The 25,558-nt window shown below is 36.0% G+C and carries 24 protein-coding genes; 18 read left to right on the top strand and 6 right to left on the bottom strand.

Annotated elements, in window-relative coordinates; all coding sequences use genetic code 11:
- Window positions 1-58: 58 nt before the first annotated feature.
- The 5 genes from atpC to ACRD62_RS04550 form a co-directional block, all read right to left on the bottom strand.
- Complete coding sequence (atpC, locus tag ACRD62_RS04570; protein WP_321407170.1) at window positions 59-304, bottom strand: ATP synthase F1 subunit epsilon; 246 nt, start codon at window positions 302-304, stop codon at window positions 59-61.
- Entirely contained in the window at window positions 305-1,819 is a 1,515-nt protein-coding gene (gene atpD / locus ACRD62_RS04565) for a F0F1 ATP synthase subunit beta (RefSeq protein ID WP_430818942.1), read from the bottom strand.
- 41 nt (window positions 1,820-1,860) lie between these two features.
- The gene (locus tag ACRD62_RS04560; RefSeq protein WP_430818941.1) at window positions 1,861-2,835 is read right to left on the bottom strand and encodes a polyprenyl synthetase family protein; all 975 of its coding nucleotides are present in this window, start codon (window positions 2,833-2,835) and stop codon (window positions 1,861-1,863) included.
- A gap of 16 nt (window positions 2,836-2,851) precedes the next feature.
- The gene (locus tag ACRD62_RS04555) at window positions 2,852-5,185 is read right to left on the bottom strand and encodes an efflux RND transporter permease subunit (protein ID WP_430818940.1); all 2,334 of its coding nucleotides are present in this window, start codon (window positions 5,183-5,185) and stop codon (window positions 2,852-2,854) included.
- A gap of 158 nt (window positions 5,186-5,343) precedes the next feature.
- Window positions 5,344-6,411 carry a hypothetical protein gene (locus ACRD62_RS04550; RefSeq protein ID WP_430818938.1) on the bottom strand — a complete coding sequence of 356 codons (1,068 nt, stop codon included), beginning with the start codon at window positions 6,409-6,411 and terminating at the stop codon, window positions 5,344-5,346.
- Window positions 6,412-6,632: 221 nt separating this feature from the next.
- Between ACRD62_RS04550 and ACRD62_RS04545 the strand changes: the two genes are divergently transcribed.
- The 18 genes from ACRD62_RS04545 (at window position 6,633) to ACRD62_RS04460 (ending at window position 24,200) form a co-directional block, all read left to right on the top strand.
- Entirely contained in the window at window positions 6,633-7,145 is a 513-nt protein-coding gene (locus ACRD62_RS04545; RefSeq protein WP_430818937.1) for a YfiR family protein, read from the top strand.
- Between the two features lie 191 nt (window positions 7,146-7,336).
- Window positions 7,337-9,052: a methyl-accepting chemotaxis protein gene (locus ACRD62_RS04540; RefSeq protein WP_430818936.1), complete on the top strand. Its 1,716-nt coding sequence runs from the start codon at window positions 7,337-7,339 to the stop codon at window positions 9,050-9,052.
- 11 nt (window positions 9,053-9,063) lie between these two features.
- Entirely contained in the window at window positions 9,064-9,375 is a 312-nt protein-coding gene (locus ACRD62_RS04535) for a hypothetical protein (protein WP_430818935.1), read from the top strand.
- 27 nt (window positions 9,376-9,402) lie between these two features.
- A complete protein-coding gene (locus ACRD62_RS04530; protein ID WP_321407182.1) occupies window positions 9,403-9,768 on the top strand; it encodes a response regulator in 366 nt (121 codons plus the stop codon).
- Window positions 9,765-10,163 (top strand): Hpt domain-containing protein, encoded by a 399-nt coding sequence (locus ACRD62_RS04525; RefSeq protein ID WP_430818934.1) that lies wholly within the window; start codon window positions 9,765-9,767, stop codon window positions 10,161-10,163. The genes ACRD62_RS04530 and ACRD62_RS04525 overlap by 4 nt, the downstream gene beginning before the upstream one ends.
- Window positions 10,156-12,207 carry a chemotaxis protein CheA gene (locus ACRD62_RS04520; RefSeq protein WP_430818933.1) on the top strand — a complete coding sequence of 684 codons (2,052 nt, stop codon included), beginning with the start codon at window positions 10,156-10,158 and terminating at the stop codon, window positions 12,205-12,207. The genes ACRD62_RS04525 and ACRD62_RS04520 overlap by 8 nt, the downstream gene beginning before the upstream one ends.
- 5 nt (window positions 12,208-12,212) lie before the next feature.
- Window positions 12,213-12,659 carry a chemotaxis protein CheW gene (locus ACRD62_RS04515; RefSeq protein ID WP_430818932.1) on the top strand — a complete coding sequence of 149 codons (447 nt, stop codon included), beginning with the start codon at window positions 12,213-12,215 and terminating at the stop codon, window positions 12,657-12,659.
- A gap of 11 nt (window positions 12,660-12,670) precedes the next feature.
- Window positions 12,671-13,156 carry a chemotaxis protein CheW gene (locus tag ACRD62_RS04510; RefSeq protein WP_430818931.1) on the top strand — a complete coding sequence of 162 codons (486 nt, stop codon included), beginning with the start codon at window positions 12,671-12,673 and terminating at the stop codon, window positions 13,154-13,156.
- 1 nt (window position 13,157) lies between these two features.
- Window positions 13,158-14,024 (top strand): CheR family methyltransferase, encoded by an 867-nt coding sequence (locus ACRD62_RS04505; protein WP_430818930.1) that lies wholly within the window; start codon window positions 13,158-13,160, stop codon window positions 14,022-14,024.
- A gap of 32 nt (window positions 14,025-14,056) precedes the next feature.
- A complete protein-coding gene (locus ACRD62_RS04500) occupies window positions 14,057-14,956 on the top strand; it encodes a sensor histidine kinase (protein ID WP_321407192.1) in 900 nt (299 codons plus the stop codon).
- A 10-nt stretch (window positions 14,957-14,966) separates the two neighbouring features.
- Window positions 14,967-15,443, top strand: a complete 477-nt coding sequence (locus ACRD62_RS04495) for a chemotaxis protein CheD (RefSeq protein ID WP_321407194.1) — start codon at window positions 14,967-14,969, stop codon at window positions 15,441-15,443.
- Window positions 15,444-15,566: 123 nt separating this feature from the next.
- Window positions 15,567-16,643: a protein-glutamate methylesterase/protein-glutamine glutaminase gene (locus ACRD62_RS04490; RefSeq protein WP_430818929.1), complete on the top strand. Its 1,077-nt coding sequence runs from the start codon at window positions 15,567-15,569 to the stop codon at window positions 16,641-16,643.
- Between the two features lie 39 nt (window positions 16,644-16,682).
- Window positions 16,683-18,560 (top strand): PAS domain S-box protein, encoded by a 1,878-nt coding sequence (locus tag ACRD62_RS04485; RefSeq protein WP_430818928.1) that lies wholly within the window; start codon window positions 16,683-16,685, stop codon window positions 18,558-18,560.
- Between the two features lie 9 nt (window positions 18,561-18,569).
- Complete coding sequence (locus ACRD62_RS04480; RefSeq protein WP_430818927.1) at window positions 18,570-19,421, top strand: CheR family methyltransferase; 852 nt, start codon at window positions 18,570-18,572, stop codon at window positions 19,419-19,421.
- Between the two features lie 4 nt (window positions 19,422-19,425).
- Window positions 19,426-20,250: a CheR family methyltransferase gene (locus tag ACRD62_RS04475; RefSeq protein ID WP_430818926.1), complete on the top strand. Its 825-nt coding sequence runs from the start codon at window positions 19,426-19,428 to the stop codon at window positions 20,248-20,250.
- Window positions 20,251-20,258: 8 nt separating this feature from the next.
- Window positions 20,259-20,828, top strand: a complete 570-nt coding sequence (locus ACRD62_RS04470) for a chemotaxis protein CheB (protein WP_430818924.1) — start codon at window positions 20,259-20,261, stop codon at window positions 20,826-20,828.
- Between the two features lie 169 nt (window positions 20,829-20,997).
- The gene (locus tag ACRD62_RS04465) at window positions 20,998-21,585 is read left to right on the top strand and encodes a hypothetical protein (protein ID WP_430818923.1); all 588 of its coding nucleotides are present in this window, start codon (window positions 20,998-21,000) and stop codon (window positions 21,583-21,585) included.
- An 11-nt stretch (window positions 21,586-21,596) separates the two neighbouring features.
- Window positions 21,597-24,200, top strand: a complete 2,604-nt coding sequence (locus tag ACRD62_RS04460) for a PAS domain S-box protein (protein ID WP_430818922.1) — start codon at window positions 21,597-21,599, stop codon at window positions 24,198-24,200.
- A gap of 62 nt (window positions 24,201-24,262) precedes the next feature.
- On the opposite strand, the gene ilvA is transcribed toward ACRD62_RS04460, so the two are convergent.
- Window positions 24,263-25,540 carry a threonine ammonia-lyase gene (gene ilvA, locus ACRD62_RS04455; protein WP_430818921.1) on the bottom strand — a complete coding sequence of 426 codons (1,278 nt, stop codon included), beginning with the start codon at window positions 25,538-25,540 and terminating at the stop codon, window positions 24,263-24,265.
- Window positions 25,541-25,558 lie beyond the last annotated feature (18 nt).

Genomic DNA, 25,558 nt, shown 5'->3' with positions numbered 1-25,558 from the left:
AAAATAAAAAAATCCCAGATGCTACCGGGATTTATATTTTAAGTATTGTAAAAGACTTCTATTCGTGTATTAGAATAACCATCTTATTATTCTTACATTCAACAACACCACTTTTGCATTTAAAAAGCTTTTCATGACCACTTTTACCAATCACTCTGATTGTGCCTTCGGATAAAACAGAAACAACTGGAGCATGGCCTTTTAAAACAGTGAAAGAGCCTTTTTCGCCGGGCACCTGAACCATACCCACCGGTTCGTCATAAATCACCTGCAACGGTGTCACTATTTCACAATGTAAGTCCATCTATGCTTTTTTTGCTTGTTTCAATAATTCTTCACCTTTAGCGATGGCATCTTCAATGGTTCCAACCAGGTTAAATGCTGCTTCAGGATACTGATCCACTTCACCATCAAGTATCATGTTGAATCCCTTAATTGTATCTTCAATTGACACAAACACCCCTTTCAATCCTGTAAACTGCTCTGCTACATGGAAAGGTTGCGAAAGGAATCGTTGAACACGACGTGCTCTGTGCACAACCAGTTTATCTTCTTCCGATAGTTCTTCCATTCCTAAAATGGCAATGATATCCTGAAGTTCTTTATATCGTTGTAATATCTCAATTACTCTTTGAGCTGTGTTGTAATGATCCTGTCCAACGATGTCAGGCGTTAACATTCTGGATGTTGAATCAAGTGGATCGACCGCAGGATAAATACCTAACTCTGCAATCTTTCGGCTAAGTACGGTTTTGGCATCAAGGTGAGCAAATGTTGTTGCAGGAGCAGGGTCTGTTAAGTCATCGGCAGGTACATATACGGCCTGAACTGATGTGATTGAACCATGCTTGGTAGATGCAATACGTTCCTGCAATGCACCCATCTCTGATGATAATGTTGGCTGATAACCTACTGCTGAAGGCATACGACCTAAGAGAGCCGAAACTTCAGAGCCAGCTTGCGTAAAACGGAAGATATTATCAACAAATAAAAGTACGTCGCGCCCCTGACCGGTTCCATCACCATCGCGGAAACTTTCAGCTATGGTCAAACCCGATAAAGCAACACGGGCACGTGCTCCGGGAGGTTCATTCATCTGACCAAAAACCATTGTTACCTGAGAAGATTCCAATGCTTTTTCATCAACCTTTGATAAGTCCCATCCGCCTTCTTCCATCGATTTTTTAAACTCTTCACCGTAATTTACGATACCCGCTTCAATCATTTCACGAAGAAGGTCATTACCTTCACGGGTTCGTTCGCCAACACCGGCAAAAACAGAAAGACCATCATGTCCTTTGGCAATGTTATTGATCAACTCCTGAATCAAAACGGTTTTACCAACACCGGCTCCACCAAATAATCCAATCTTACCACCTTTGGCATATGGCTCAATTAAGTCAACCACTTTAATACCGGTAAAAAGAATTTCTGCTTCTGTTGAAAGGTCAGCAAAAGCAGGAGGATTACGATGAATAGGATTTCCGCCTTCTTTTGTAACGGATCCGATACCATCAATGGCATCACCCACAACATTCAATAAACGACCTTTTACCTTTTCACCTGCAGGCATCGTAATTGGGCTTCCTAAATGGACAACCTCCATACCTCTTGTTAAACCATCGGTTGAGTCCATCGCAATACAGCGAATGGTATTTTCTCCAATATGTTGTTGACACTCAATAACGGTTGCCTGGTTGTCATCGCGTTTTATTTCGAGGGCATCCAGAATATTGGGTAATTCCTGATCTTTCAGATCAAAACTAACGTCTACAACTGGTCCAACTATTTGAATGATGGTTCCAACAAGATTTTTCATAAAGTGATTATTTATCTCTAAATTAATACTTATTCGTCAATTTATCGTGATCGTTCAATCAGTTTTACTGCAAAATCGCGCAATTCTGATTTCATAGATTCTTTGCCGTTCACTTTTTCCAGAGATTTAAGGGCCACTTGAAAATACTCATGCATCTTGTCTTTGGCAATCTTATCAATACCTAATTGATTATAGATATTTCTTACAGCATTAATCTTTTGTTCACGGTCGAAGGTCTCTACGTTAATCCAATTTTGCAATTCATCACGCAAAGATCCTGACGCCTTTTGTAACGCATTTATTAGTAAAAATGTTTTCTTGTTTGCAACAATATCTCCCCCAATGGCTTTGCCGAATGTTTTTTCATCTCCATAAACATCCAGAAAATCGTCCTGTAACTGAAATGCCAAACCAATGTTCTCACCAAATTGATACAGATTTTCAGCATCTTCTGCATTGGCATTGGCAACTATGGCACCGGCTTTTAAACTGCCAGCCAATAGAACAGCCGTTTTTAAACGGATCATATTCAAGTACTCATCTGCACTTACATCGTTTCTGGTTTCAAACTCCATATCGTATTGCTGCCCTTCACATACTTCTAGTGCCGTAATGCTAAAAAGATCGAGCAAAGGTTTTAAAACAGATGTATCCGTTTTACAAACATATTGATAGGCTTTGATTAACATTGCATCGCCGGATAAGATGGCAGTGTTTTCGTCCCATTTTTTATGAACGGTTGGCTGATTACGACGAACATCTGCATTATCCATAACATCGTCGTGGAGTAGGGTGAAATTGTGAAATATTTCAAGACCCAGCCCTGCAGGTAATGCTTTTTCAAAATCATCGTTAAAAAGAAAAAATCCGGCCAGACACATGGTAGGACGAATTCTTTTCCCACCCAATGACATTACGTACTCAATGGGTTGGTAAAGCCCCTGTGGTTCCGTTACAAAGTTTTCTTTTTGTAATGCTTTTTCAACAATATTTTGAAGTTCGGCTATCGTAATCATATTATTGTCAATGTCTTTATTCTTGAGGCGTCAGTTCCTTTTTTTTACTTTCTATTACCAAATCTTCCAATTCAATATCTTCATCCTCATTGTAAATATGAAGTAATGGTTCTTTAAATGATTTGTTGGTAATAGCTTTTTCCAAAGTTAATAATAATGATGGTAGTAATATAAGATTGGAAAATAGTGCAATTAATAAGGTAACCGCAACAAGTACTCCCAAAGCCACAGTGCCACCGAATTGTGAAATACTGAAAATACCAAAACCAAAGAATAAAATGATAGAGGTGTAAATCATACTTACACCAGTTTCTTTTAGTGCCAGTACAACGGCTGCTCTGATACTCCAGTTGGTTTCTGAAAGTTCCTGACGATATTTAGCCAGGTAGTGAATGGTATCATCAACTGAGATACCAAATGCTATACTAAATACAAGTATGGTTGAGGGTTTAATCGGAATTCCAAAATAGCCCATTAATGCAGCTGTCATAATTAATGGGAACAGGTTAGGAATAAGAGAAACCAAAACCATTCGTTTCGAAGAAAACATCCAGGCCATAAACGAAGCAATTAAAACAATTGCCAGAAGTAAACTGGTAAACAGGTTTTTAATAAGATAATCTGTTCCTTTAAAGAATACTACACTCGCACCCGTTAAAGAGGTGAAGTATTTATCGCCTGGAAATATTTCGTCAATTTTTTTCTGGATATTCTCATTTAATGATACCATCTCTGTGGTACCAATATCTTTCATCCGATAGCTCAAACGTGCCTTTTGTTTGAGTGAATCCATAAAATTATTTACGATTCCTGTTTGAGCACCAGCTTCGCTTTTGCTTACGTATGAAAGTATGAAGTTACGCTCCTGGTTACTTGGTATTTTATAATGACTTTGTTTACCATTAAAAAATGCCTGACGCGAAAACTTAACAACTTCAACCAACGAAACAGGTTTTGAAATGACATCAAGTTGAGATAACTCGTCCTGAAGATCATCCATCTTTTTCAGGTTTGAGCGTTGGATAACACCGTTTGGTTTTTTGGTGTCTATCATTATCTCAAGTGGCATTAATCCATTGAAGTTATCTTCAAAAAATTCAAGATCTACATATAACGGATCATCATGAGGTATATCATCCAGCATGTATCCGGTTGTTTTAATTCGCGAGATACCAAATGCTCCTAAAACCAACATACTGATTGTAATCCAGTATATCGTTTTTCGATGGTTCAATGATAATTTTACCAGTGTGTTAACGGCCTTACCCATTATCTGGTTATCCAGGTGTTTAATGTGTCTTTCTTTAGGCCCATCCAGGAAACTAAAGATGATGGGGATAAGTAAGATGGAAAGGAAGAAAACAACGATGATATTAATGGCTGCAATGACTCCAAATTCAACTAAAATCTTACTACTGGTAAAGATAAAGGTGGCAAACCCTGATGCGGTTGTCAGATTGGTTAAAAAGGTAGCGTTACCTATTTTTCTGATTACTCTTTGTAGCGCCTTTATTTTGTTTTGATGCTTGCGGTATTCCTGGTGATACTTATTGAGCAGAAAGACGGAATTGGGTATTCCAATAACAATAATTAATGGTGGAATCATTCCGGTAAGAATGGTTATTTTGTAACCAAACAGTCCTTGAATTCCCAAAGCCCAGATAACTGCTATACCTACAACAAGCATTGAAAACATAACGACCTTAAACGATCGAAAGAAGATAAGTATGATAAGTGCCGTGATTCCAAGAGCTAAGAAGATAAACATATTCAGCTCTTTCTTAATCATTTCAGCAGTTACCACACGAATGTATGGAAGGCCCGAATAATGCAATTCATGCTCGTTCTGCCTGATGTATTTATTACCGGTCTTTCTTATATCTTCAATCAGTCTCACCCTATCCTCACTGTGCAGAATGTCATCATCCAGAGTAATCGCCATAAGGTAGGCATCTTTCGATTTATTATATACTAACTGATCATAAAAAGGCAATTCATAAAATCGTTCTTTTAATGAGTCAAGTTCAGTTTGAAACTTAACTTGTTCCGGAAATATAGGCTTTACTTCAAATCTTTTTTCTTTAGTATTTTTCTGAAGTTCATAGGTCTGTCCAATAGAAAAAACAGATGTAACTCCATTGATCTCTTTTAATTTTTGAGTTAATTCATTCCATTGGTTAAATTCTTTTACTTCAAAAAAATCACTGTTCTTAACTCCAATTACAACAAGATTACCTTCTGATCCAAAAGTTTCGACAAATGATTCATAAGCAAGGTAAGTTGAGTCATCTTCGGGAAGCAAGGGCGCATATTGATAAGACATTTCTATTTTTCGGGATTGAAATCCCATAAATAAGGTTATTAGAAATAGTCCTATTAAGATAGCTATTCTGTTGCGTAGTATAAATCGTGCAATTTTAATCCACATCTCTGTCAGTCTTCGTTCAATTCAATCATGCGAAAATAGATAAAAAGGTTAGGATGGCAAATCAATTATTGGTGTAAGGTTTAAAAGTATAATGCTCCTTCAATGGATATTAATGCCTCATTATGTTGCATTTCCGATTGAATGAACAGGAACTGGTCAGTTTTTAATTGTTGTTTAATAATAAGTTCTGCATCTGATAATTCGCTTCCGTTTTTAAGATGTATCGTCACTAAATTCAGCATTAACTTTGATTTTGTCTCATCTTCCATTTTTTGAACGAATTCCGAGATAATCTCAGTCAGTTCATTCGTTTGCACAATGATATTTTGATTGGCTGATAATTGAGCCTCTTTGTTATAGCTGGCAAAGAAATAAATTTGGCTTAATTCTTTTGACAAAGAAGCATAAAGATCTAATCCATTTGGTGCCTGGTAATGAAGAACCTGGTGACTTGGGAAAGTGTCTTTCTGAGCTGCTGTAAATGAAACTTGAATACCTCCGGTGTTCATTGAATTGAGACTAAGAGGAGGTATGCTTTGTGCAAAAAGTGAAGGATCGAAATATAATTCTTTAATCTGATTGATTACATCCCATGTAGATTGATGTGAAGAAGTATGGTTGATAAAGCTTTTATCAAGATGAGTATGCATAAAGTTAACATGCCCAAAATGCATTTCTTCATGATCAAGTAACTGTTCAGCAAAATCGAAAGCCAATTGAGTACTTCTCATCAAATCATTATTCTCATTGAATCTTATGTTGCCTGCGTAAAGTATTCGGTTTTGTGGGTCAGAGCAAAATGTATAAGGTAATTTTTGAAATTCTTTATGCTCAATTTTCAGATTATTGCCGGTACAAACTGTTAACAACAAAGTAGCTTCGTTCTTTAATAAGTTTGTTGAAGGTATAATTGAATATGCAGATATTTTCTTTTGGATTAAAAGGGCAATTAGTTCTTCCAGATTTGACTCTAATGATGTATAATCCTCTTCAATTTGGATGTCAATCAATAAATCAATTTTTACTATTTGTTTTGGATTAATGTTATGATTCGAAAAGAATGTAAAAACACTCTTACTAATGGCATCATTTTTACCTGTCAAAATCTTTGTGCTATCTATATTTATGCTGTGTATAAATGTTTTCATCTGATTATTAAATATTTTATTTAATGTCTATTATTATGCAAGTACTATTGATTTTTGTTTGATTTTGCTCGACAAAAGTACTGCAATGCTGAATAGTGATTGTAATAATTCATACTAAACTTTTATTAGAAATTCAAAATTTATTGAAATTAAGGAAACTAATCTAAACTATTTCCGTACCACTGCGCATTAAGAAGTTGAATTTGAAAGGATGTATTGTTATGAAAAAGATTTTATTCTTTTTTAGCTTAATGCTATTACCATTGGCTGCTAATTCACAGGTAGCAAAGTTTAAATCAGTGTTTACTCTAAACTTTATCCGCCATATTGGGTGGCCAGAGGCAACAAAAGAAGGTGATTTCGTTATTGGAGTCATTAAAGACAAAGAAATCGTAAGCTGGTTAGAAAAATTATCAGAAGGGAAAAAATTTGGATTCCAGGACGTAGTTATTAAAGAGTTTAAATCGGTTGAAGAAATAGAAAACTGCCAGGTGCTGTTTGTTTCATCATCGATAAACTTTAATAAGTACTCTTCTGATATTATTTCCAAGGTTGGGGGTAAAAATACCTTGATCGTTTGCGAGTCTGAAGGGGCAACAACAAATGGCGCCATGTTTAACTTTGTTGTAAGAGACGAAAAGCTAAAGTTTGAGATTCACAAAGCCAATGCCGCTAAGTTTGGTTTGCAAATTAGCTCTAAATTGGAAGGTATGGCAGCTGCAATTTCTTTATAAGATACTTTTCAATAATACATTTATTGACTAAGTTTATAAATAATTGCATTAGTAATTTATTTACCTATAAAAGTTGGACTGAAATAAAAGACTATTCTGTTTGTTAAATTAGGATAGGATTTTATTTTTGCCTGACGGCATACAATTCAATTAAGAAGTTTATGCCAAAAAGAGATTAAAACTAAATTCGAATGAAGAATATCAAACTTAATATTGCCCAAAAATTACTTTGGGGATTTGGTGTCATTCTGGTACTTGTTGTTTTTAACGGTATCTGGACTTTTACTACATTAACATCCAGTAAAAATCTAAATAGTAAATTAACAGGTATTTACTCTCCGTCATCAGAAAAGTTAAGTCATTTATCAATGATGATTACCAACTCTAAAATGCTTGTGCGTAGTTGGGTTTTTATTGATAAACAATCTGATACGCCGGATAAAATCAAACTTAAGGATCTGCATGAAACGGAGTACCCACAATTGCAAGGTGAAATTAAATCCTTTTATGAGGAATGGGAACCTGCTGATGTAACAGAAGCAAACGTGATATTTCATGATATCGATTCGCTTTTCCAGATGCAGCAATATGTGATGAGTAGTTTAGATTCATTTGCTGCTTATGAGGATGTAATGGTGCTTTTCGAAGTGGAACCTCAGGTTCAGGATGGTGGTGAGATCATTGTTTTAAGTGATGAGATTACTGCCAGATTAGACAAGTTAGCTGATAAGTATGTTACTGCCAGTGATGATGCACTGGAAAAAACCAACAGCAGATTTACGTTATTACAATGGGTTATTCTTATAATGAGCATTTTGGTAATTTTAGGAGCTACCGCAACCGCTTATTTACTTTATAATTCAATTGTAAGTCCTTTGAATAAGGGCGTTAGATTTGCCAAGGCAATTGGTGATGGTGATCTTACCGCTAAAGTAGATGTTCACCAGAATGATGAAATTGGTGATTTGGCTAAAGCGTTAGCCGTTATGGCCGATCAGTTAAAGAAAACTGTGATCACCATCAAAGAGAATGCAAATGACCTGGTAACATCAAGTACACAATTGAAATCAAGCTCGATGCAGTTGTCAAAAGGTTCTGCTGATCAGGCTGCATCTGCTGAGGAGGTGTCAACTTCAATAGAAGAGATGGTTGCTAATATTGATCAGAATACTGATAACGCTATCGAGACTGAAAAAATTACTGTTGAAACAGCAAAAGATGTTGGAGTTGCTGATGAACTTTCAAGTCAGGCAGCATCTGTTATGAAAACGGTTTCTGAGAAGATTACTATCATTAGTGATATTGCGTTCCAAACAAATATTCTTGCTTTAAATGCTGCTGTTGAGGCCGCTCGTGCTGGTGAGCATGGAAGAGGTTTCTCTGTTGTGGCTGCTGAAGTACGTAAGTTAGCAGAAAGAAGTAAATTGGCTGCTGATGAAATTGTTTCGTTAGTAAAAACAGGTTTAAATGTATCTCAAAAAGCTGGAGAAAAATCAAAAGCTTTAGTACCAGATATTGAAAAAACCACTCAGCTTATTAAAGAGATTTCTGCAGCAAGTATGGAGCAAAAAACTGGTGCTGAACAGATCAACCTGGCAATGCAACAGTTGAATATGATTACTCAGGAAAATGCGTCTTCATCAGATGAGTTAACTCAGAGTTCTGATCAGTTGGCTAATTTAGCAGATAATCTGCACGAGGCAGTGAGTTTCTTTAAGATCGGTGATGAAGAAGAATTAGTTCCAGAAACTAAAGTAGAATCAAAACCGGTAGAAGTGCAGAAGCCTGCAAAAGCTGCTGCGCCAGCAAGTAAAAAGGTTGAAGAGAAAAAGGTTACAGCAAAAAAAGATAACCCATTCTCTAACTTTGATAAGGATTTTGATCTGGATAACTACGAAAAATTCTAATTGTTAAAACTATGGAAGATCTACCATATAAAGTAGTTTATAGTGAGTCGGCTGAAAAATCGGTATTGCAATTTTCTGGTCAGCTTATAATTAATTACATTGAGAATATAACCGAAATCGTGAAAGAGAAAGTAAGCGCAACAAAGGATTTGGATATTCAGGTGGATAATCCGGATAGTGTTGATATTACTTTTATACAGTTGGTGCTTTCGATTAAAAAGACGTATGAATTGGCTGGTAAAGAAGTTAACATTACCACAGAATTAAAAGACGAGTTAAAAACCTTAATCGGAAATTCCGGTTTCAGCTATGTGCTATATTAACCTAAATAATAAATAGAACATTATATTATGGCTAAAACAGTTCTTATTGTTGATGATTCTGAAAGTATTCGTGAAGTTGTCAACTTTACTCTTCAAAATGAAGGCTATGATGTATTAGTTGGTGTTGATGGTGAAGACGCTCTAAAATTTTTAGATGGTCGTACCATTGATATTGTAATTACTGATTTACACATGCCTAACCTTGATGGTCTTGGATTGATTCGTAAGATTAGAGAAATGGATGCCTACAAGCATATTCCAATTTTGTTCCTTACTACAGAATCTCAGGCATCAAAGAAGATGGAGGCAAAACAAGCCGGTGCTACAGGATGGATTATTAAACCATTTGTACCTGCAAAATTATTAAGCGCAATTTCCCGTGTATTACGATGATTGAAAGGATCAAACATATTTTCATTGAGGAAACCAATAATGATATGCAATTTTTGGAAAAAGAACTTGCATCCTCCGGATCTGTTAAACTATCGGATGAAGCAGTTGAAAAAATTTTTCGCACCATGCATACCATTAAAGGATCCGCACCTATGTTTGGTTTCAGTAAATTAACAGAGATTGCTATTCCTGTCGAAATAGTTTATCGGGGATTATACGACGGTAGGATAAGTATTGATAATCATATTATCGATAAAACGAAGGATGTAGTATCACTAATTCAGGATGTGTTAAATAAGGAGGAAGATCATTTGGCTTCGATAGAAGAGCAGAAAGATGCTTTGATTCTCTTCTTTAAAAACATTGACAGGTTAAACGTTCGAACAAATGATTGATAAGTTTAGAGAAAAATTCGTTGAGGAGTCGCTTGATAATATCAATGATCTGGAAGAAGCATTATTCCTTTTGGAGAAGGATATGCACAATAGAGAGATTATTGAGCGAATCTTCCGGGCTATGCACTCGCTTAAGGGAGGGGGAGCAATGTTCGGATTTAACCACTTAAGTGAATTTACACACCATCTTGAAACTGTTTTTGATTTGGTTCGAAATGATAAGTTGGCAGTAACCAATGATATCATTTCGTTAACATTTGAAGCAATTGATCAAATCAAACATTTACTTCAGATTGGAGATTTGACAGAAAAGGCAGACATTGCCAATCAGGCAGCTTTTATTAAACGTATTCAAGCTGTTTCCAATCAGGAAGAAAGCAGTGCTTCGACCACGGTTGTGGGGGAATCGAGTGGGAGTCAAGTTGCTGTAAGTGATGGATCAAAAACCTTTTTGATCGGAATTAAACCAAATGAGGATATCTTACGAAATGGAACCAATCCGTTCTACTTACTGGATGATCTTCATGCGATGGGTGAAGCAAAGGTTGCGGCCTTTGCAAAAGGAATACCCGATCTGGGACAGTTTCAACCCATTTCAAATTTCTGTTATTGGCAGGTTGTTTTAAATACATCCGAATCTGTTAATGATATAAAAGATGTATTCATCTTTGTTGAAGATGAATGTGAAATTGATATTAAAGAGCTGAAAGTTGGAAATATTATTAAATCAGAGGCTCTTGATGAATTGGTAAATAATTCAGTTGCTGATCAGACACTCATTACTAAAGAGCAGATTGAAGCTATCGGAGGAAGTGATGATAATGATCAGGATGATGAAAAAAGAGATGCTAAACGGAAGGTTCAGCTAAAAGAACATAAAATATCGAGTATCAGGGTTAATTCCAATAAGATTGATGATCTTGTTAACCTGGTAAGCGAATTGGTTACCATTCAGGCTCAGTTGAATCTTTATGCCGAGAAGGATGGAAATGGTGATATTGTTAGCCTGGCTGAGAATATTCAAAAATTAAGCCGTCAGTTACGCGATAATGCTTTTGAAATTAGTCTGATACCGTTACAAAGTGAGTTGATGCGTTTTCAACGTCTGGTTCGAGACCTTTCAAAGGAATTGAATAAGGAAATTGAATTCGTAATTGAAGGTGGCGATATTGAATTAGATAAAAATATTATTGAGCATCTTACAGATCCTCTGTTACATATCATTCGTAACTCTGTCGATCACGGAATAGAATTGCCTGAAGAAAGAATTAAAAATGGTAAGTCTCCAAAAGGAACCATCATATTTAAAGCTTTTTATTCAGGAGCCAGTGTAATTGTACAGGTTATAGATGACGGTAAAGGTATTGATCCGGATTTTATCCGTGCAAAAGCTATAAGCAAAGGATTGCTTGATGAAAATGTAGAATTGAGTCGTAAGGAAATTTTTGATTTGGTTTTCCTAAGTGGATTTTCTACAAAAGAAGTTGTTTCTGATGTTTCCGGCCGGGGTGTTGGAATGGATGTTGTTAAGAAAAAGATTGGTGAAATCAGGGGTGAAGTATCACTAGATTCCAAAGTAGGACAAGGAACTACTCTAACACTTGAATTACCAATGACACTTTCGATTATTGACGGCCTGCTGGTAAAAGTTGCCAATAATCAATATGTTATTCCAATCGCCAATATTGAAAAGATTCATGCCATTGATGACGTGAATTTTGGAAATACTTTAAACAATGTTGTTTCAATTGGTGATCAGCAGTTTCCATATATTGATGTCAGAGACGTTTTCGAATGCGATACAGCTAATTCGGGCGGTGAGCAATTAATATTGGTTAAGTTTGAAGATCGTAAAGTGGGATTGTTGGTTGATCAGGTTATTGGAGAATATCAAACAGTTGTGAAACCACTGGGACGATTCCTTAAGAAACAGGAGAATATTTCTGGAGCAACCATTATGGGTGATGGAAGTATTGCCTTGGTGATAGACACAAATAGAATGATCCATAGTAACGCAGCTAAGAAATACCGAACTAAGAAATGAGCATAATGAAAGATCAAATTACATCACTGATTTCGTTTTACGTGAACAAAGAAGTCTTCGCATTTGATACTCTTAAAGTGCGAAATATTCTGGAGTTTGGGAAGATTACCTGGGTTCCTAATACAAAGGATTATATCTTGGGTGTTATGAATTTGCATGGAAATATTTTTCCGGTGGCAGATTTGAGGGTGATGATGGCAACAGAGCATATCGAAAACACAGCGGATACTTCAATTATTGTTGTTTCCAGCGATGGAAAAAATGATTCTTTAATTGGAATTGTTGTTGACGGTGTTAAAGAAGTTTTCGATATTGATGGATTGGAGATAAATGAATCGGTTTACCATGGCAATTCAGGATTTGTAAATTCATTCCTGGGTACAATTCATAAAAATGAAGAATTTGTGCATATAATTGATTTGGATGAAACTGTTATGGAAATTGAAAATTAAAAATGGAATTAATGAGTGAGCTAATCAATGCATATCTGACTTTTTCTGTAGGTACCAATACTTTTGGAGTGCATGTTGGTAAGGTGGTTGAGATTCTGGAGTATGAGAAACCAAAATCGGTGCCTGAAAGCTTGCCATATATCACCGGAGTAATTGACCATAGAGAAAATATTGTTCCTGTAATTGATACCGGTTTAAAATTTAATCTTGGACCAGTTGACATAACACCTCAAACATGTATTGTGGTGCTGGAAATAGATAAACCAGGTGAATCGGGAAAATTTATTATAGGAGCTGTTGTTGATTCTGTTTCTGATGTGTTTGAATCGGAAATGGAAAAAATAAAGACTATTGAGAACGATTTTAAGCCAGGATATATTTCAGCAACTTATAAAACAGAGGAGAATCTGGTAATGATATTGAATACCGAAGAAGTGTTCAATGATAAGGATATTATTGCTCTTGACGAGATCAGGAAAAGTATAGAGGCAGAATAGAATGTTTAAGGGTAAGGAGAATAACGTTCAAAAAGACCTGGATTGCTTCAAAGCAGAGCTGTCCGAAGCCGATTTCAAGGCTTTCAGTGAATTTATTTATACCGAATATGGTATTAAGATGCCGCCTATTAAGCGTATCATGCTTCAGGGAAGATTATTGAAGCGAATACGTGAACTGAATATGCAGTCGTATACTGAGTATAAAGACTACTTTTTTAGTAAAGAAGGACAGGCAAAAGAGATCTTTAACTTTTTGAATGTTGTTACGACCAATAAAACTGATTTTTTCAGAGAACCCGTACATTTCGATTTCTTGCAAAATCAGATTTTGCCACAATATGGAGAGACGAATAGAGGCTTAAAAGTATGGAGTGCCGGTTGTTCAAGCGGTGAAGAGCTTTATACAATCTCCATAGTGTTGAATGAGTTTAAAGCAAAAAATCCGTTGTTTAACTTTACTATTCTAGGATCAGATATATCCAATAGAGTTCTGACAACGGCTTCAAAAGGAGTTTACGGTGAGCATAAGGTTGCCTTGATTCCTCTTGAAATGAAAAAGAAATATTTTTTAAAGAGTAAAGATAGAGATAACCCATCGGTTAGGGTAAAGCCGGAGTTGCAAAAAAATATTGCATTGAAGTATGTTAATCTAATGGATAACTCATTTGATGTAGGAGATAATTTTGATGTAATATTTTGTCGTAACGTTTTAATATATTTTGACAGAGCTACACAAGAAAGAGTAATTAATAAGCTATGTCAGTATTTAAAACCTGGGGGATACTTCTTTATTGGTCACTCAGAATCATTATCGGGGATGAATGTGCCATTAAAACATATCAAACCCACCATTTTTAGAAAAGAATAAAAGAAAGTCCGGAATAAAATAAAACAAGAATTATGAGTAACTTAACGGATAAGCAACTTTTGCGCGAGTTGAAAATTAGAATTGATGAAAGAAAGAAGCTCGATACAGAGATGAAAGAGCTTTCGAAAGATTTTCAGACAGTAACGAAAAAGTTGAAGGAATCGGAAGCCTTAAAGAGTCACTTCATTTCAAATATTTCTAATGAAATAGTTAACCCGTTTACTTCCATTCTTGGGTTGTCAAAGGCTATTTTATCAGTAGAAAAAAATGATTGGAAAAAAGTGGTTTCAATGGTAGCACTTATCCACAGTGAAGCCTTTAACCTGGACTTCCAATTAAGAAATATCTTTGTGGCAGCAAAGATTGAAGCAGGAGAAATTGCTCCGAACATTACTAAAGTTAATATCAGAAGTCTTACTCAAACGGTAATTGATTCATTTAATATCATCTCGCGTAAGATGGGTATTGAAATCGATTTGCAGTTTAATATTGAATATGGTTTTGGAAAACATTTCTATTTCAAAACAGACTCTGAAAAACTTAAATTGATTTTGAGTAACCTTATCAACAATGCCTTAAAATACAGTTATAAAGACAGTAAGGTGATTGTGAAGATTTGGGTTGATGATGATATTTTAAATGTTTCTGTTCAGGATTTTGGAACGGGTATCTCAGAAAAGAATCAAAAGATCATTTTTGAACGTTTTAAAAGGCTTGATTCAGGAATTAATTCTATCAACCGTGGGCACGGTTTAGGATTATCTATCACCAAAGCATTACTTGACGTGCTGGGTGGTAAAATTGAGATTGACAGTAAAAAAGGTGAAGGATCAACGTTTACAATCAGCCTGCCAGAAGCCAAAAACATGATTGAAGGTTTCAGTGGCGATGGAAACGATGTGTTCTTTGATGAAGGTGACGAGATTTTTTAAGGAGAGCTAGATGGAGAATAGATATTTACAACATTTTCTATACCCCTCTTCCTTATACGTCAGCAAAGAACCTTATGTGATCAAAACCATTTTAGGCAGCTGTGTTGCGATTTGTATCTGGGATAAGAAGTTAAAGTTTGGTGGTATGAATCACTATATGCTGCCAAACTGGAATGGTAATGACCTGGCTTCACCAAAATATGGCAACATTGCAATTGATAAATTGATTGAGCGAATGTTCTATTATGGTAGTAATCGTAAAGATTTGATCGCGAAAATGTTTGGTGGTGGAGAGTTGCTTGAAGCAAGTACAGGTAATTCAATGCTGATTGGTGAAAGAAATATAAGGGTTGCACGATTGATGCTGGAGGAACGTAATATTCCCATTGTTGCATCAAGTACAGGAGGGAAAAGAGGAAGAAAAATTATATTTTTTACAGACACCGGGGAAGTAAGGCATAAATTTCTTGAAAAAAAGGTATATTAATGCCTTGAAAGCCGTTTGTGCACTAAAGTTTGGGATAAATAGGATATGAATGGTTTAAACTGATAAGTAGCAGACAGCAACAACAACTTTATGTGCCTGTTGTGATGTAAATAAGATTGACACATGGAAAAAAAGATTCGGGTATTGGTAGTGGATGACTCAGCCGTTGTGAGACAAAGTCTGTCATCCATTCTTGAATCAGATCCTGATATAGAGGTAATGGGTACTGCAGCCGACCCGATAATTGCCGTTAAAAAAATTATGAAGGAAATTCCCGATGTTATAACCCTTGACATCGAGATGCCCCGAATGGATGGACTTACTTTTCTTCGTAAGATAATGTCACAACATCCGATTCCTGTTGTGGTCATTTCAAGTCTGACTTCAGAAGGAACAGAAGTTGCCATGAAGGCATTAGAATATGGAGCCAGTGAAATTATTGGTAAACCAGCCATGAATGCGGCTCAGTTTATCAACGAATCAAAAATAATGTTGTGCGACGCAGTAAAGGCTGCCTCTCACGTAAAGTTAAAGCGTCGCAAAATTGCTGAACCAGTTATCACAAAGGTTCAACCTAAACTTTCGGCTGATGTCATCATTGATAAGGCCCCAACGTTTAATCGAATTATTAGTACAGAAAAAGTCATTGTGCTTGGGGCATCAACTGGTGGAACCGAGGCAATCAGATCTTTTCTAAAAGTACTGCCTGATAAGATGCCGGGTATTGCTATTGTGCAACATATGCCGGAAGGATTTACCAAATCATTTGCCAATAGCCTTAACAATATCTGTGGATTGGAAGTGAAAGAAGCTGAACAGGGAGACAGACTTTACCAGGGTAGAGTTCTAATAGCGCCGGGTAACAAGCATATGCTTCTCAAGAGGATTGGGAAAGAATATTCTGTAGATGTAAAAGAAGGTCCGCTGGTAAATCGTCATCGTCCTTCGGTTGATGTATTATTCCGGTCTGCAGCTCGTTATGCAGGTAACAATGCTACAGGTATTTTGCTCACTGGCATGGGTAATGATGGAGCTAAAGGCTTACTTGAACTAAAAGAGGCGGGAGCTCATACAATTGCACAGGATGAGGCTTCTTCTGTAGTTTTTGGTATGCCAAAAGAAGCAATAAAGCTTGGAGCTGCCGATGAAATCTTATCTTTGGAAAAAATTGCGCCATATTTGGTTTCAAAAGTAAAATAACCTTTAACCTGGTGGTCGTTTAATTTAACGCTGTTTCTTATGGGTAAAGAAAATATTAAAAATATCAGAAGCCGATTTACTTTAAGAGGTTTTGTTTTTGGACTTGCTGTATACACCGTAGTTTTATTAGGAGGTTTTGGACTATTGCAGGATGCTGATGCAAAGCTAACTGTAATTAATGTTTATAGAGTTTTTCCTATGTTGTGGTTTATCACACCGGTTCCTTTTCTTTCAGGACTGATAGGTTACTTTATTGCAGTTAACTTCTCAAAAATTATAAAGAAACAGCGAAAGCATTTAAAATATGAAGCAAACAGAAGTGATGAAGTACTTCAGTTTGTTGATAATCTGCGTAAAGACAATTTTGATTCCGCATTGAATCTGAACCTTAAGAATGATGTATTGGCTAATTCACTGCTTCGTTTACGCGATTATTTGATTCAAAGTAAAAAAGATGTTGAGCAACGAAGAATTGAAGAAGAACAACGTAACTGGGTGACCAGGGGTTTGGCTCAATTTGGAGAAATTCTTCGAAAAGAAAGTGATAACCTTGAAGATTTAAGCTATAATATTATTCGTTACCTGGTTGATTATATGAAAATTAATCAGTCGGGTTTTTATTTATTGAATAGCTTAAGCAAAACTGAAAAATTCTTCGAACTGACAGCTTGTGTGGCATATGATAGAAAGAAGTTTGCTGATAAGCGCATCAACTGGGAAGAAGGATTAATTGGTCGTTGTGCATTAGAAAAAGAAACCATTTATCTTACTGATGTTCCGGATAATTATCTTAACATCACTTCTGGTTTGGGAGAGGCTAATCCTCGTTCAATATTAATTGTGCCCTTAAAGACAAATGAAGAGGTTTATGGTGTTTTAGAGCTGGCTTCATTTAAGGAGTTTGATGATTATGAGATTGAATTTGTTGAAAAAACAGCAGAAAGTATTGCCTTAACAATTCAATCTGTTCAGAATACTATTCGTACAACCAAGCTATTAAAAGAAACACAAAATCAGGCTGAGAGAATGTCTCAGCAGGAAGAAGAATTGCGTCAGAATATTGAGGAGATGCAAGCTACCCAGGAAGAAAGTGAAAGACGTGAAATTGAGATGAAGGGTATTCTGGAAGCCATCGATCATGCAGCAATCAGTTCTGAATTTGAGGTAGATGGTACATTAATTAATGTCAACCAAAACTTCTTACGAACATTCAGATATAATCCTGAAGAGATTGAAGGTCAGAATATAAAAATCTTCTTCTTTAAAGATGATGTAGCTGAGATGGATCAGATTTTAACTGATCTGCGAAATGGACATAACTTTAAGGGAAGGGTTAGAAGAAGAACCAAGATGGGTGATGAGATCTATCTTTTAACTACGTATACACCTGTTATTGACCACGAAGGTGAGATTATTAAAATACTAAGCCTTGAAAACGATATAACCGAGCAGGTTGCTATGGAAGAGGAGCTGAAGCGCAGTAAAGATGAGCTGGGCATTATGCTTGAAGAGGCTAAAAAAGAGGTGACCGAACAATTTAAAGAAATAGAGGCTGTTAAAATTAGAAATGAAAAAACGCTTGAAGGAGCTTTGGATGCCATCATCACTACCAATAAAGATGGAATACTGGAGTTCTTTAACCTGGCTGCTGAAAAACTTTGGGGATTTGACCGGAGTGAAGTTTTAGGTAAGCATGTTTCTATGTTGTTCTCTGAAGAAACAGCCAAAAACGATGAATTTATATCTGCTTTTGTTTCAAACGAAAAAGAAAAAATTATTGGTGAACGTAGAGAAGCACCAATAAAAAATAAGGTGGGTAGTGAAGAACCTGTTTTATTCCTTCTTTCTGAAGCCAAAGTAGGTGAAGACCATTCTTATACTGCATTTATCCAAAATGTTGAGGTAGAGTTATTTTAAGTGGATAGTATGATAGGGGAGACTGCATTTAGAGATTACCTAGATGAATTGAAAAAGCATACTCCATATGATTTTAGTGAGTATTCTGATAATTCGATTCATAGGCGAATCCGGAAAATTTTGAAGGATTACGATATCACTATGCAGCAATTGTTGGAAAAGACAAAGACCGACGAAGATTTTGTTGAGAAAGTTGTAGAAGAAATTACCGTTAACACTACTGAATTATTCAGGGATCCAGAAGTATGGACCAGCGTTTACGATAAACTTTATAGTGGAATAAAAGGGAAGAAAAACATTAATATTTGGCATGCTGGCTGTAGTTCCGGCATGGAAGTGTATTCTAACCTAATTCTTTTAAGTGAACTGGGATTTCTTGATCGGGTTAAAGTGTACGGATCGGATATTAATGCCCGTATGATCCGACAGGCAAAAATGGGTAAGTATGCCTTAAAGTTTAATCTGGCTCAGTTAAAAGCATTTAATAAGGCTTTAAAGAAAAAACCAATCTTAGGGATTTCAGAGATTGATTTCACAAAGTATTTCGATTTTGATGAAAGTGAAGATTCTTTAGTTGTTAAAGAATTTTTGCGTAAGATACCATGGTTTGTTAAGCATGATTTGGTTCAGGAAGAGGTACCATTCTATAATAAATTTGATATAATTTTTTGCCGAAATGTGTTGATTTATTTCAATGCCAGTTTACAATCAAAGCTGTTTAAGCGGTTTCATGATCAAATGTTTCCGGGTGGTTATCTATTGCTTGGTAATCATGAAGGTATGTCAGGTTTTTATAAAACTAAGTTTAGTAAGAATGGGCCTTTATTTGTAAAAAATAATTCCTTTCATTTTAAATATTAGTTGAATGGCCTTAAACTATAGCATACGAGAACTAAGGGAATTATCAGATACTCTGGCAAAAGAAACCAAAATGCCAATAGATCAGATGAGTCAATCTTTCCTGAAAAGAAGATTGTATCTGTTTGGTGAAAAAAAAGGTATTAAACGAAATGAGCAGCTGATTACCGGATTAAAAAATGAAGTTTTTAAAGAAGAACTGATTAGTAGCGTTGTAGTTCCTGTTACAGAGTTGTTTCGTGATGCTGGTGTCTGGCGAAAAATAAGAGATCATTTTCTTACCTTATCCAATCAAGCTCAAATTCTGGTTTGGATACCACAAATATCTTCGGGTGAAGAATTATATACGCTTTTGATTATTGCAAAAGAGACTGGTGTTTTCGATAAGCTTGATGTTACAGCTGGTTATTGTGCATCAGAAACTAAAGAATTAGTAGAGAAAGGTATTCTACTTAGTAAAAAGATGGATACCAATCTATATAATTACAAACGGTATGAAGGTAAGGCTGCCTTAGAAGATTATATTGAGGAGGAGAATGGATCATTAAGGCTTAAATCATCGTTGCTTCAAAAGGTAAGATTTAAGAAAGGATGTGTTACACAAGGTCAGCCGGATAGTAAAGTGGATTTAGTTCTATTTAGAAATGTGATGCTTTATTACAAAAAAGACTATCATATAATTCTAAAAGATGAAATAGATAAATGCCTGAAACCAGGCGGATGGTTATGTCTTGGTGTTAGAGAACAATTACCAAATCCGTTTTCAGATAGATTTGAATGTATCGACAGTAAAGAAAAGATTTATAATAAGTATAATGCTTTAATTCAATAATCCAGTTGATGTTTTTAAAATACAAAGCGGTTGTAATAGGAGGTTCGGCAGGTAGCTTCTCTGTGGTCAGTAAAATTTTATCAAAAATTGACTCTGGCTTTCCATTGCCCGTTATCTTGTGTTTGCATCGTTTAAAACACGTAAGATCAGGATTACTTGAGAGTATTAACCTTAAATCAAATCTGGAAGTAATTGAACCTCATGATAAGGATTCGATAGTACCGGGCAAAGTATATCTTGCACCATCTAATTATCACTTATTTATTGAGTACGATGGATCATTTAGCTTATCAACGGAGGAACCGTTAAATCATAGTCGTCCATCAATTGACCATACACTTTCTTCGGCAGCTTATTTTTATCGTGATAAACTTATTGGAATTCTGTTAACCGGTGCAAATAAGGATGGTGCTAAGGGAATGAAAGATATTGCTGATAAAAAAGGTTTTACCATTGTTCAGGATCCGGCAACCTGTGATGTTGACACAATGCCAAAGATGGCTTTGCGATTGATGACCCCATCCAAGGTGATGTCACCGGATGAAATTATTCAGTATTTAAACCAACTAGCGAGATAATTTTATGAGTAAAGACAAGTATATATTTTGGTTTGGCTTCATCTTTCTGATTTTTGTTATTACTAAGTATTATTTTGTACCCTCAGTAATTTCTCCTGTTTACTTTACTTTTGAATTATTATCCCTTTTTGTTGTATTGGGCATGATCTTCTTTGTAAATAGCCAGTTAATGCCTAAAGGAAAATGCAATGATGATCAGTTAAAAAAAGACATTGCTAGTCTTCAGAATGAAAATACAAGACTAGAAAACAAAATTAGGGAACTGGAAATAGAAAGACAAAATGAACAGGTTTATCATACTCTTAAAGATAAAATGTTGGCCGAAATAAGTGAAGTGATTCAACAAAGTGAAGAACAGGAAAGGCCCTTCAAAATATTTGAGTTGGTTAAAAGCAGTGTTGAATTAGTAGCCGGAATTCTGTATGTGCAGTGTGATGTGGAAAAATGTTATAAACCTCTAAAGACATATGGTTTGGAAGAGGAATATGTAATAGAAAACATTGTTGTTGGAGAAGGCATACATGGTCAGGTGATCGTTGAGAGAAAAGCAGTGGAATTAGCTGACATACCCGCAGATTATCTGGTTGCTTCTTCAGGAAGTGGAGAAGCTCAACCAACATATATTTACTTTTTGCCCGTAGAGTATAATGGAAAAGGTATTTTACTAGAAGTCGCTTCGTTTAAAAAACTTGGATTAGATTCCATCTGGAATGAGTATCTGAAAAGTGTATATTCATCTGAAGCAGGGCAAAATTAAATTGACAAAACATGGCAGGACTAAAAAAAAGATTGAAACTGATGTTTAGCCATACCGCCATTAACGAGCGGGACTGGTACTTATTGGTAATTGGGCTAATCATGTTGTTGTTTTTGATTTGGTCAGGTTTTCTATCTTTTACAGATTCATATTTTTCTATCGTAAATATTATCGCTATTCATAGCTCCATATTGGTTTGGTTTATTGATTTTATGGTTATATCAACCCCGTTGGGTATACTGTATGCAATTAACTACAGCAGAGTTAAGAATATGAAACTCAATAATCAGGTAGATGAGTTAAGTCAGAGAATTAACCTGAGCATTGAATTAGCCGAGAAAATCAGTAATGGTGAATTGGATGGTATCACTCATGATAATAATCAATTATCGAAAACACTGGTTAATCTGGGTGAAAATCTGAAGAGAAACAGAGAACAGGAAGATATTTATAATTGGATTGCGCGTGGAAAAGAAAGAATTTCAGATATACTCCGATCTCATAACAAAATTGAAGAATTAACTGATGATGTACTTCGTGGTTTCATCGAATATTGTGGAGGTATTCAGGGAACACTTTATTTGCTCGACGAGAATGAATTGGTAAACTCGTCAAGTTATGCCTACAATCGTAAGAGATTTGAAAGACAAAGAATAAGTATCGGAAAAGGGTTGTTAGGTGAAGTTGCCTTCGAAAAGCAAATGATTTATCGTACGGAGATTCCGGACGACTATTTCTATATTACTTCAGGCTTATTGGGAGATAAAAAACCAAAAAGCTTGATTATTATCCCGTTACTTCAGGAAGAAGATTTGCAGGGAGTTGTGGAAGTGGCTTTTCTTGCTAATAGTCTTCCCAAACATGTTTTGGAATTATCAGAAGAACTGAGTGGTATTATAGGGCGAACCATTTATAACCTTAAAATCAATCAGAGAACAGCCAATCTTTTAACTGAATCTCAAAAGATGACTGAGATTCTTCAGAGTAATGAAAAGCAATTGCAGCAGAATGCAGCCGAGATGCTTGAGGCGAAAGAAGAATTGGAGAAATCAAATCAGTTGCTTGAGAATCAGATTCAGGAGGTTGAACATGCGCAAAAACGTCTTGAGGCTTTATTAACCAATGCTTCTGAGTTTATCTCTATTTATAACGAGAATCAACAACTCTTATTTGAAAGTCCTTCTGTTAAGCAGATTCTTGGTTATACTCAGGATGATGAGGTTACAGGTATGGATCCTGAGTTGATGACTCCCAGAGGATATAAAACAATCAATAATCTGTTTCAATATTTATTGGAAACACCTGGTGGCGAGCAAACAGCACAGTATACCTATCTGAGAAAAGACGGGCGAAAATTATTTTTGGAAACAAAAGGTAAAAACCTGTTGCACGATCCGGCCATTAAAGGAATAATTTTTAACACCCAGGATATAACAGAGCGAAAGAGGGCAGAGAAGGAAGAACGAATGAAAAGTAGGATGCAATCATTATCAGAGAATTCTCCTGATATGATTATTCGTATTAACACTGCCGGTAAATTGGTTTACGTCAATCCTAAGGTTTCAGAATTTATCGGAAAACCTGTCGCCGAATTGGTTAAAATGAGAGTGAATGAGCTGGAAGTTGATAATCGCCTGAGAGATTATATGAAAGAGACACTGATTGACATCAGATCTACTTTATCGCAATCAATTAATGAAGTTGAGGTTGATGGAGTAGAAAGTACGCATATAATGGAAATTAAAGCCATTCCTGAGTTTAATGAAGAACGCGATCTTGAATCTATCTTGTTTGTAGCTCACGATATGACCGATTTCAAGAAGATTGAACAGGAGATTAAAGAGAAGAATAAAAAGATATCAGATAGTATTAATTATGCACAGCGTATACAAACGGCAATCTTGCCCGATACAAATCTGTTACAGCAATTCTTTCCAAGATCTTTTATTTTCTATCGACCAAAAGATGTGGTAAGTGGCGATTTCCCCTGGATGTTCAAAAAAGATAATCATTTTTATGTGGCAGCGGTTGACTGTACCGGACATGGTGTGCCAGGAGCTTTGTTGTCGTTTATTGGGTATTTCCTTATGAATAATATTGTAAATGCCAGCAACGATGTAACAGCTGCAGAACTCCTGGATATGCTTCATCTGGATGTACGTCGTACTTTGAGACAGGATCAGGAAGGTGCCAATGGCAGAGATGGTATGGATCTGGCTTTGGTTAAGATTGATCTGGAATCGGATGAGATGCAGTTTGCCGGAGCACATAACCCATTATATCTTTTATCGGAAGGAGAATTGCTTGAGTATAAAGGAACACGAAAAGGAATTGGAGGAAAACCATTATTGAAGAAAGTTGAGAAAGACTTTGAAAACCATCTGATAAAGTACAAGAAAGGAGACCAATTCTTTATTTTCTCTGATGGATTACCTGATCAGATAGGTGGACCAGAAGGGCGTAAATTCCAGTCTAAGAGAATTCGTGAAACCCTTACTGAAGTTCCTAACCAAACAATGGCCCATTTCGAACGTCATTTTGCCCAATCATTCTATGACTGGATGGGAGAATATAAGCAGGTAGATGATGTACTTTTAATTGGTATCGAGCTATAAGACGCAGATATATTTATTAAAAATAAAAGCCAGATTCTTCAGAGTCTGGCTTTTCAATGTTTTTAAATAAGATATTGAAACAAATCGGGATTATCGTTGAGGTATTCAACAACAAACCCATTGGCCTTCATTCGTTCAGTTAAGCCATTAAAATCTTCTTTTTTGTGAAGTTCAATTCCAACAAGAGCCGGACCTTTTTCACGACTGGTTTTCTTGCGATATTCAAAGTGGGTAATGTCATCACCGGGTCCTAAAACCTGATCAACAAAATCTTTTAAAGCACCTGCTCTTTGAGGAAAACGAACGATAAAATAGTGTTTTAAACCTTCGTAAAGGAGTGATCGCTCTTTAATATCTTCCATGCGGGTAATATCATTATTACTTCCGCTAAGAATGCACACCACGTTTTTACCTTTGATTTTGTCTGCATAAAACTCAAGTGCTGCGACACTTAATGCTCCGGCAGGCTCAACCACAATAGCATCAAAATTATATAATTCAAGAATCTTGGTGCAAATTTTTCCTTCCGGAACCAGAATCATATCGTCTATAATCTTTTGACATATTGCAAAAGTGTAGCTACCTACTTTTTGAACGGCTGCACCATCAACGAATTTATCAATCTCCTTCAGTTCAATCACTTCACCTGTTTTAAGCGATTCGAACATAGCAGGTGCTCCGGCAGGTTCAACACCAATTATTTTGGTGTCAGGACTCATGTGCTTTATGTAGCTTCCTAATCCGGCTACCAAACCACCACCTCCAATAGGAACGAAAATATAATCAATCTTTTCTTTGGTTTGCTCCAGTATTTCCAATCCAACAGTTCCCTGTCCTTCTATTATTTTGGGGTCGTCAAACGGATGTATGAAGGTCTTGCCTGTTTTGGTACATTCATCCATGGCAGCATTATACGAATCATCATAAGTGTCGCCAATCAATACTACCTTAACTTTATCCTGACCAAACATTTTAACCTGGTTCACCTTTTGTTTGGGTGTTGTGCTTGGCATGTAAATAATACCATCAATCCCCAGCATCTGGCATGAATATGCAACTCCCTGTGCATGGTTACCGGCACTGGCACATACAATGCCTGCTTTGATTTGTTCGTCAGAAAGGCTCTTTATTTTATTATAAGCACCCCTTATTTTATAAGATCGTACCGTTTGAAGGTCTTCTCTCTTCAGAAATATATTAGCCTGGTATTTGGCTGATAAATTGCGGTTTTTAGTAATGGGAGTAGTCTCAACAATATTATTGAGTGTAAGTTTGGCAGCAAGTATATCCTCAACTTTGGGAGAGTAAGGATTTTGTGTTGATTGATTATTGTTTTTCATTTTGTTGATAAGAAAAAA

The sequence above is a fragment of the Carboxylicivirga caseinilyticus genome (assembly GCF_050589785.1).
Lineage (GTDB): Bacteria > Bacteroidota > Bacteroidia > Bacteroidales > Marinilabiliaceae > Carboxylicivirga > Carboxylicivirga caseinilyticus.
This window is presented reverse-complemented; position numbering and strand designations above follow the sequence as displayed.

Excerpts from the sequence above, each read along its gene's own strand:
- ACRD62_RS04495 (WP_321407194.1), top strand. The coding sequence starts at position 14,967 with ATGGAGAATAGATATTTACAACATTTTCTATACCCCTCTTCCTTATAC.
- ACRD62_RS04540 (WP_430818936.1), top strand. The coding sequence starts at position 7,337 with ATGAAGAATATCAAACTTAATATTGCCCAAAAATTACTTTGGGGATTT.
- ACRD62_RS04515 (WP_430818932.1), top strand. The coding sequence starts at position 12,213 with ATGAAAGATCAAATTACATCACTGATTTCGTTTTACGTGAACAAAGAA.
- ACRD62_RS04510 (WP_430818931.1), top strand. The coding sequence starts at position 12,671 with ATGAGTGAGCTAATCAATGCATATCTGACTTTTTCTGTAGGTACCAAT.
- ACRD62_RS04525 (WP_430818934.1), top strand. The coding sequence starts at position 9,765 with ATGATTGAAAGGATCAAACATATTTTCATTGAGGAAACCAATAATGAT.
- atpC (WP_321407170.1), bottom strand. The coding sequence starts at position 304 with ATGGACTTACATTGTGAAATAGTGACACCGTTGCAGGTGATTTATGAC.
- ACRD62_RS04500 (WP_321407192.1), top strand. The coding sequence starts at position 14,057 with ATGAGTAACTTAACGGATAAGCAACTTTTGCGCGAGTTGAAAATTAGA.
- ACRD62_RS04530 (WP_321407182.1), top strand. The coding sequence starts at position 9,403 with ATGGCTAAAACAGTTCTTATTGTTGATGATTCTGAAAGTATTCGTGAA.
- ACRD62_RS04520 (WP_430818933.1), top strand. The coding sequence starts at position 10,156 with ATGATTGATAAGTTTAGAGAAAAATTCGTTGAGGAGTCGCTTGATAAT.
- ACRD62_RS04555 (WP_430818940.1), bottom strand. The coding sequence starts at position 5,185 with ATGGGATTTCAATCCCGAAAAATAGAAATGTCTTATCAATATGCGCCC.
- ACRD62_RS04550 (WP_430818938.1), bottom strand. The coding sequence starts at position 6,411 with ATGAAAACATTTATACACAGCATAAATATAGATAGCACAAAGATTTTG.
- ACRD62_RS04535 (WP_430818935.1), top strand. The coding sequence starts at position 9,064 with ATGGAAGATCTACCATATAAAGTAGTTTATAGTGAGTCGGCTGAAAAA.
- ACRD62_RS04485 (WP_430818928.1), top strand. The coding sequence starts at position 16,683 with ATGGGTAAAGAAAATATTAAAAATATCAGAAGCCGATTTACTTTAAGA.
- ACRD62_RS04560 (WP_430818941.1), bottom strand. The coding sequence starts at position 2,835 with ATGATTACGATAGCCGAACTTCAAAATATTGTTGAAAAAGCATTACAA.
- ACRD62_RS04545 (WP_430818937.1), top strand. The coding sequence starts at position 6,633 with ATGAAAAAGATTTTATTCTTTTTTAGCTTAATGCTATTACCATTGGCT.
- ACRD62_RS04470 (WP_430818924.1), top strand. The coding sequence starts at position 20,259 with ATGTTTTTAAAATACAAAGCGGTTGTAATAGGAGGTTCGGCAGGTAGC.
- ACRD62_RS04505 (WP_430818930.1), top strand. The coding sequence starts at position 13,158 with ATGTTTAAGGGTAAGGAGAATAACGTTCAAAAAGACCTGGATTGCTTC.
- ACRD62_RS04465 (WP_430818923.1), top strand. The coding sequence starts at position 20,998 with ATGCCTAAAGGAAAATGCAATGATGATCAGTTAAAAAAAGACATTGCT.
- atpD (WP_430818942.1), bottom strand. The coding sequence starts at position 1,819 with ATGAAAAATCTTGTTGGAACCATCATTCAAATAGTTGGACCAGTTGTA.
- ACRD62_RS04475 (WP_430818926.1), top strand. The coding sequence starts at position 19,426 with ATGGCCTTAAACTATAGCATACGAGAACTAAGGGAATTATCAGATACT.
- ACRD62_RS04460 (WP_430818922.1), top strand. The coding sequence starts at position 21,597 with ATGGCAGGACTAAAAAAAAGATTGAAACTGATGTTTAGCCATACCGCC.
- ACRD62_RS04480 (WP_430818927.1), top strand. The coding sequence starts at position 18,570 with ATGATAGGGGAGACTGCATTTAGAGATTACCTAGATGAATTGAAAAAG.
- ilvA (WP_430818921.1), bottom strand. The coding sequence starts at position 25,540 with ATGAAAAACAATAATCAATCAACACAAAATCCTTACTCTCCCAAAGTT.
- ACRD62_RS04490 (WP_430818929.1), top strand. The coding sequence starts at position 15,567 with ATGGAAAAAAAGATTCGGGTATTGGTAGTGGATGACTCAGCCGTTGTG.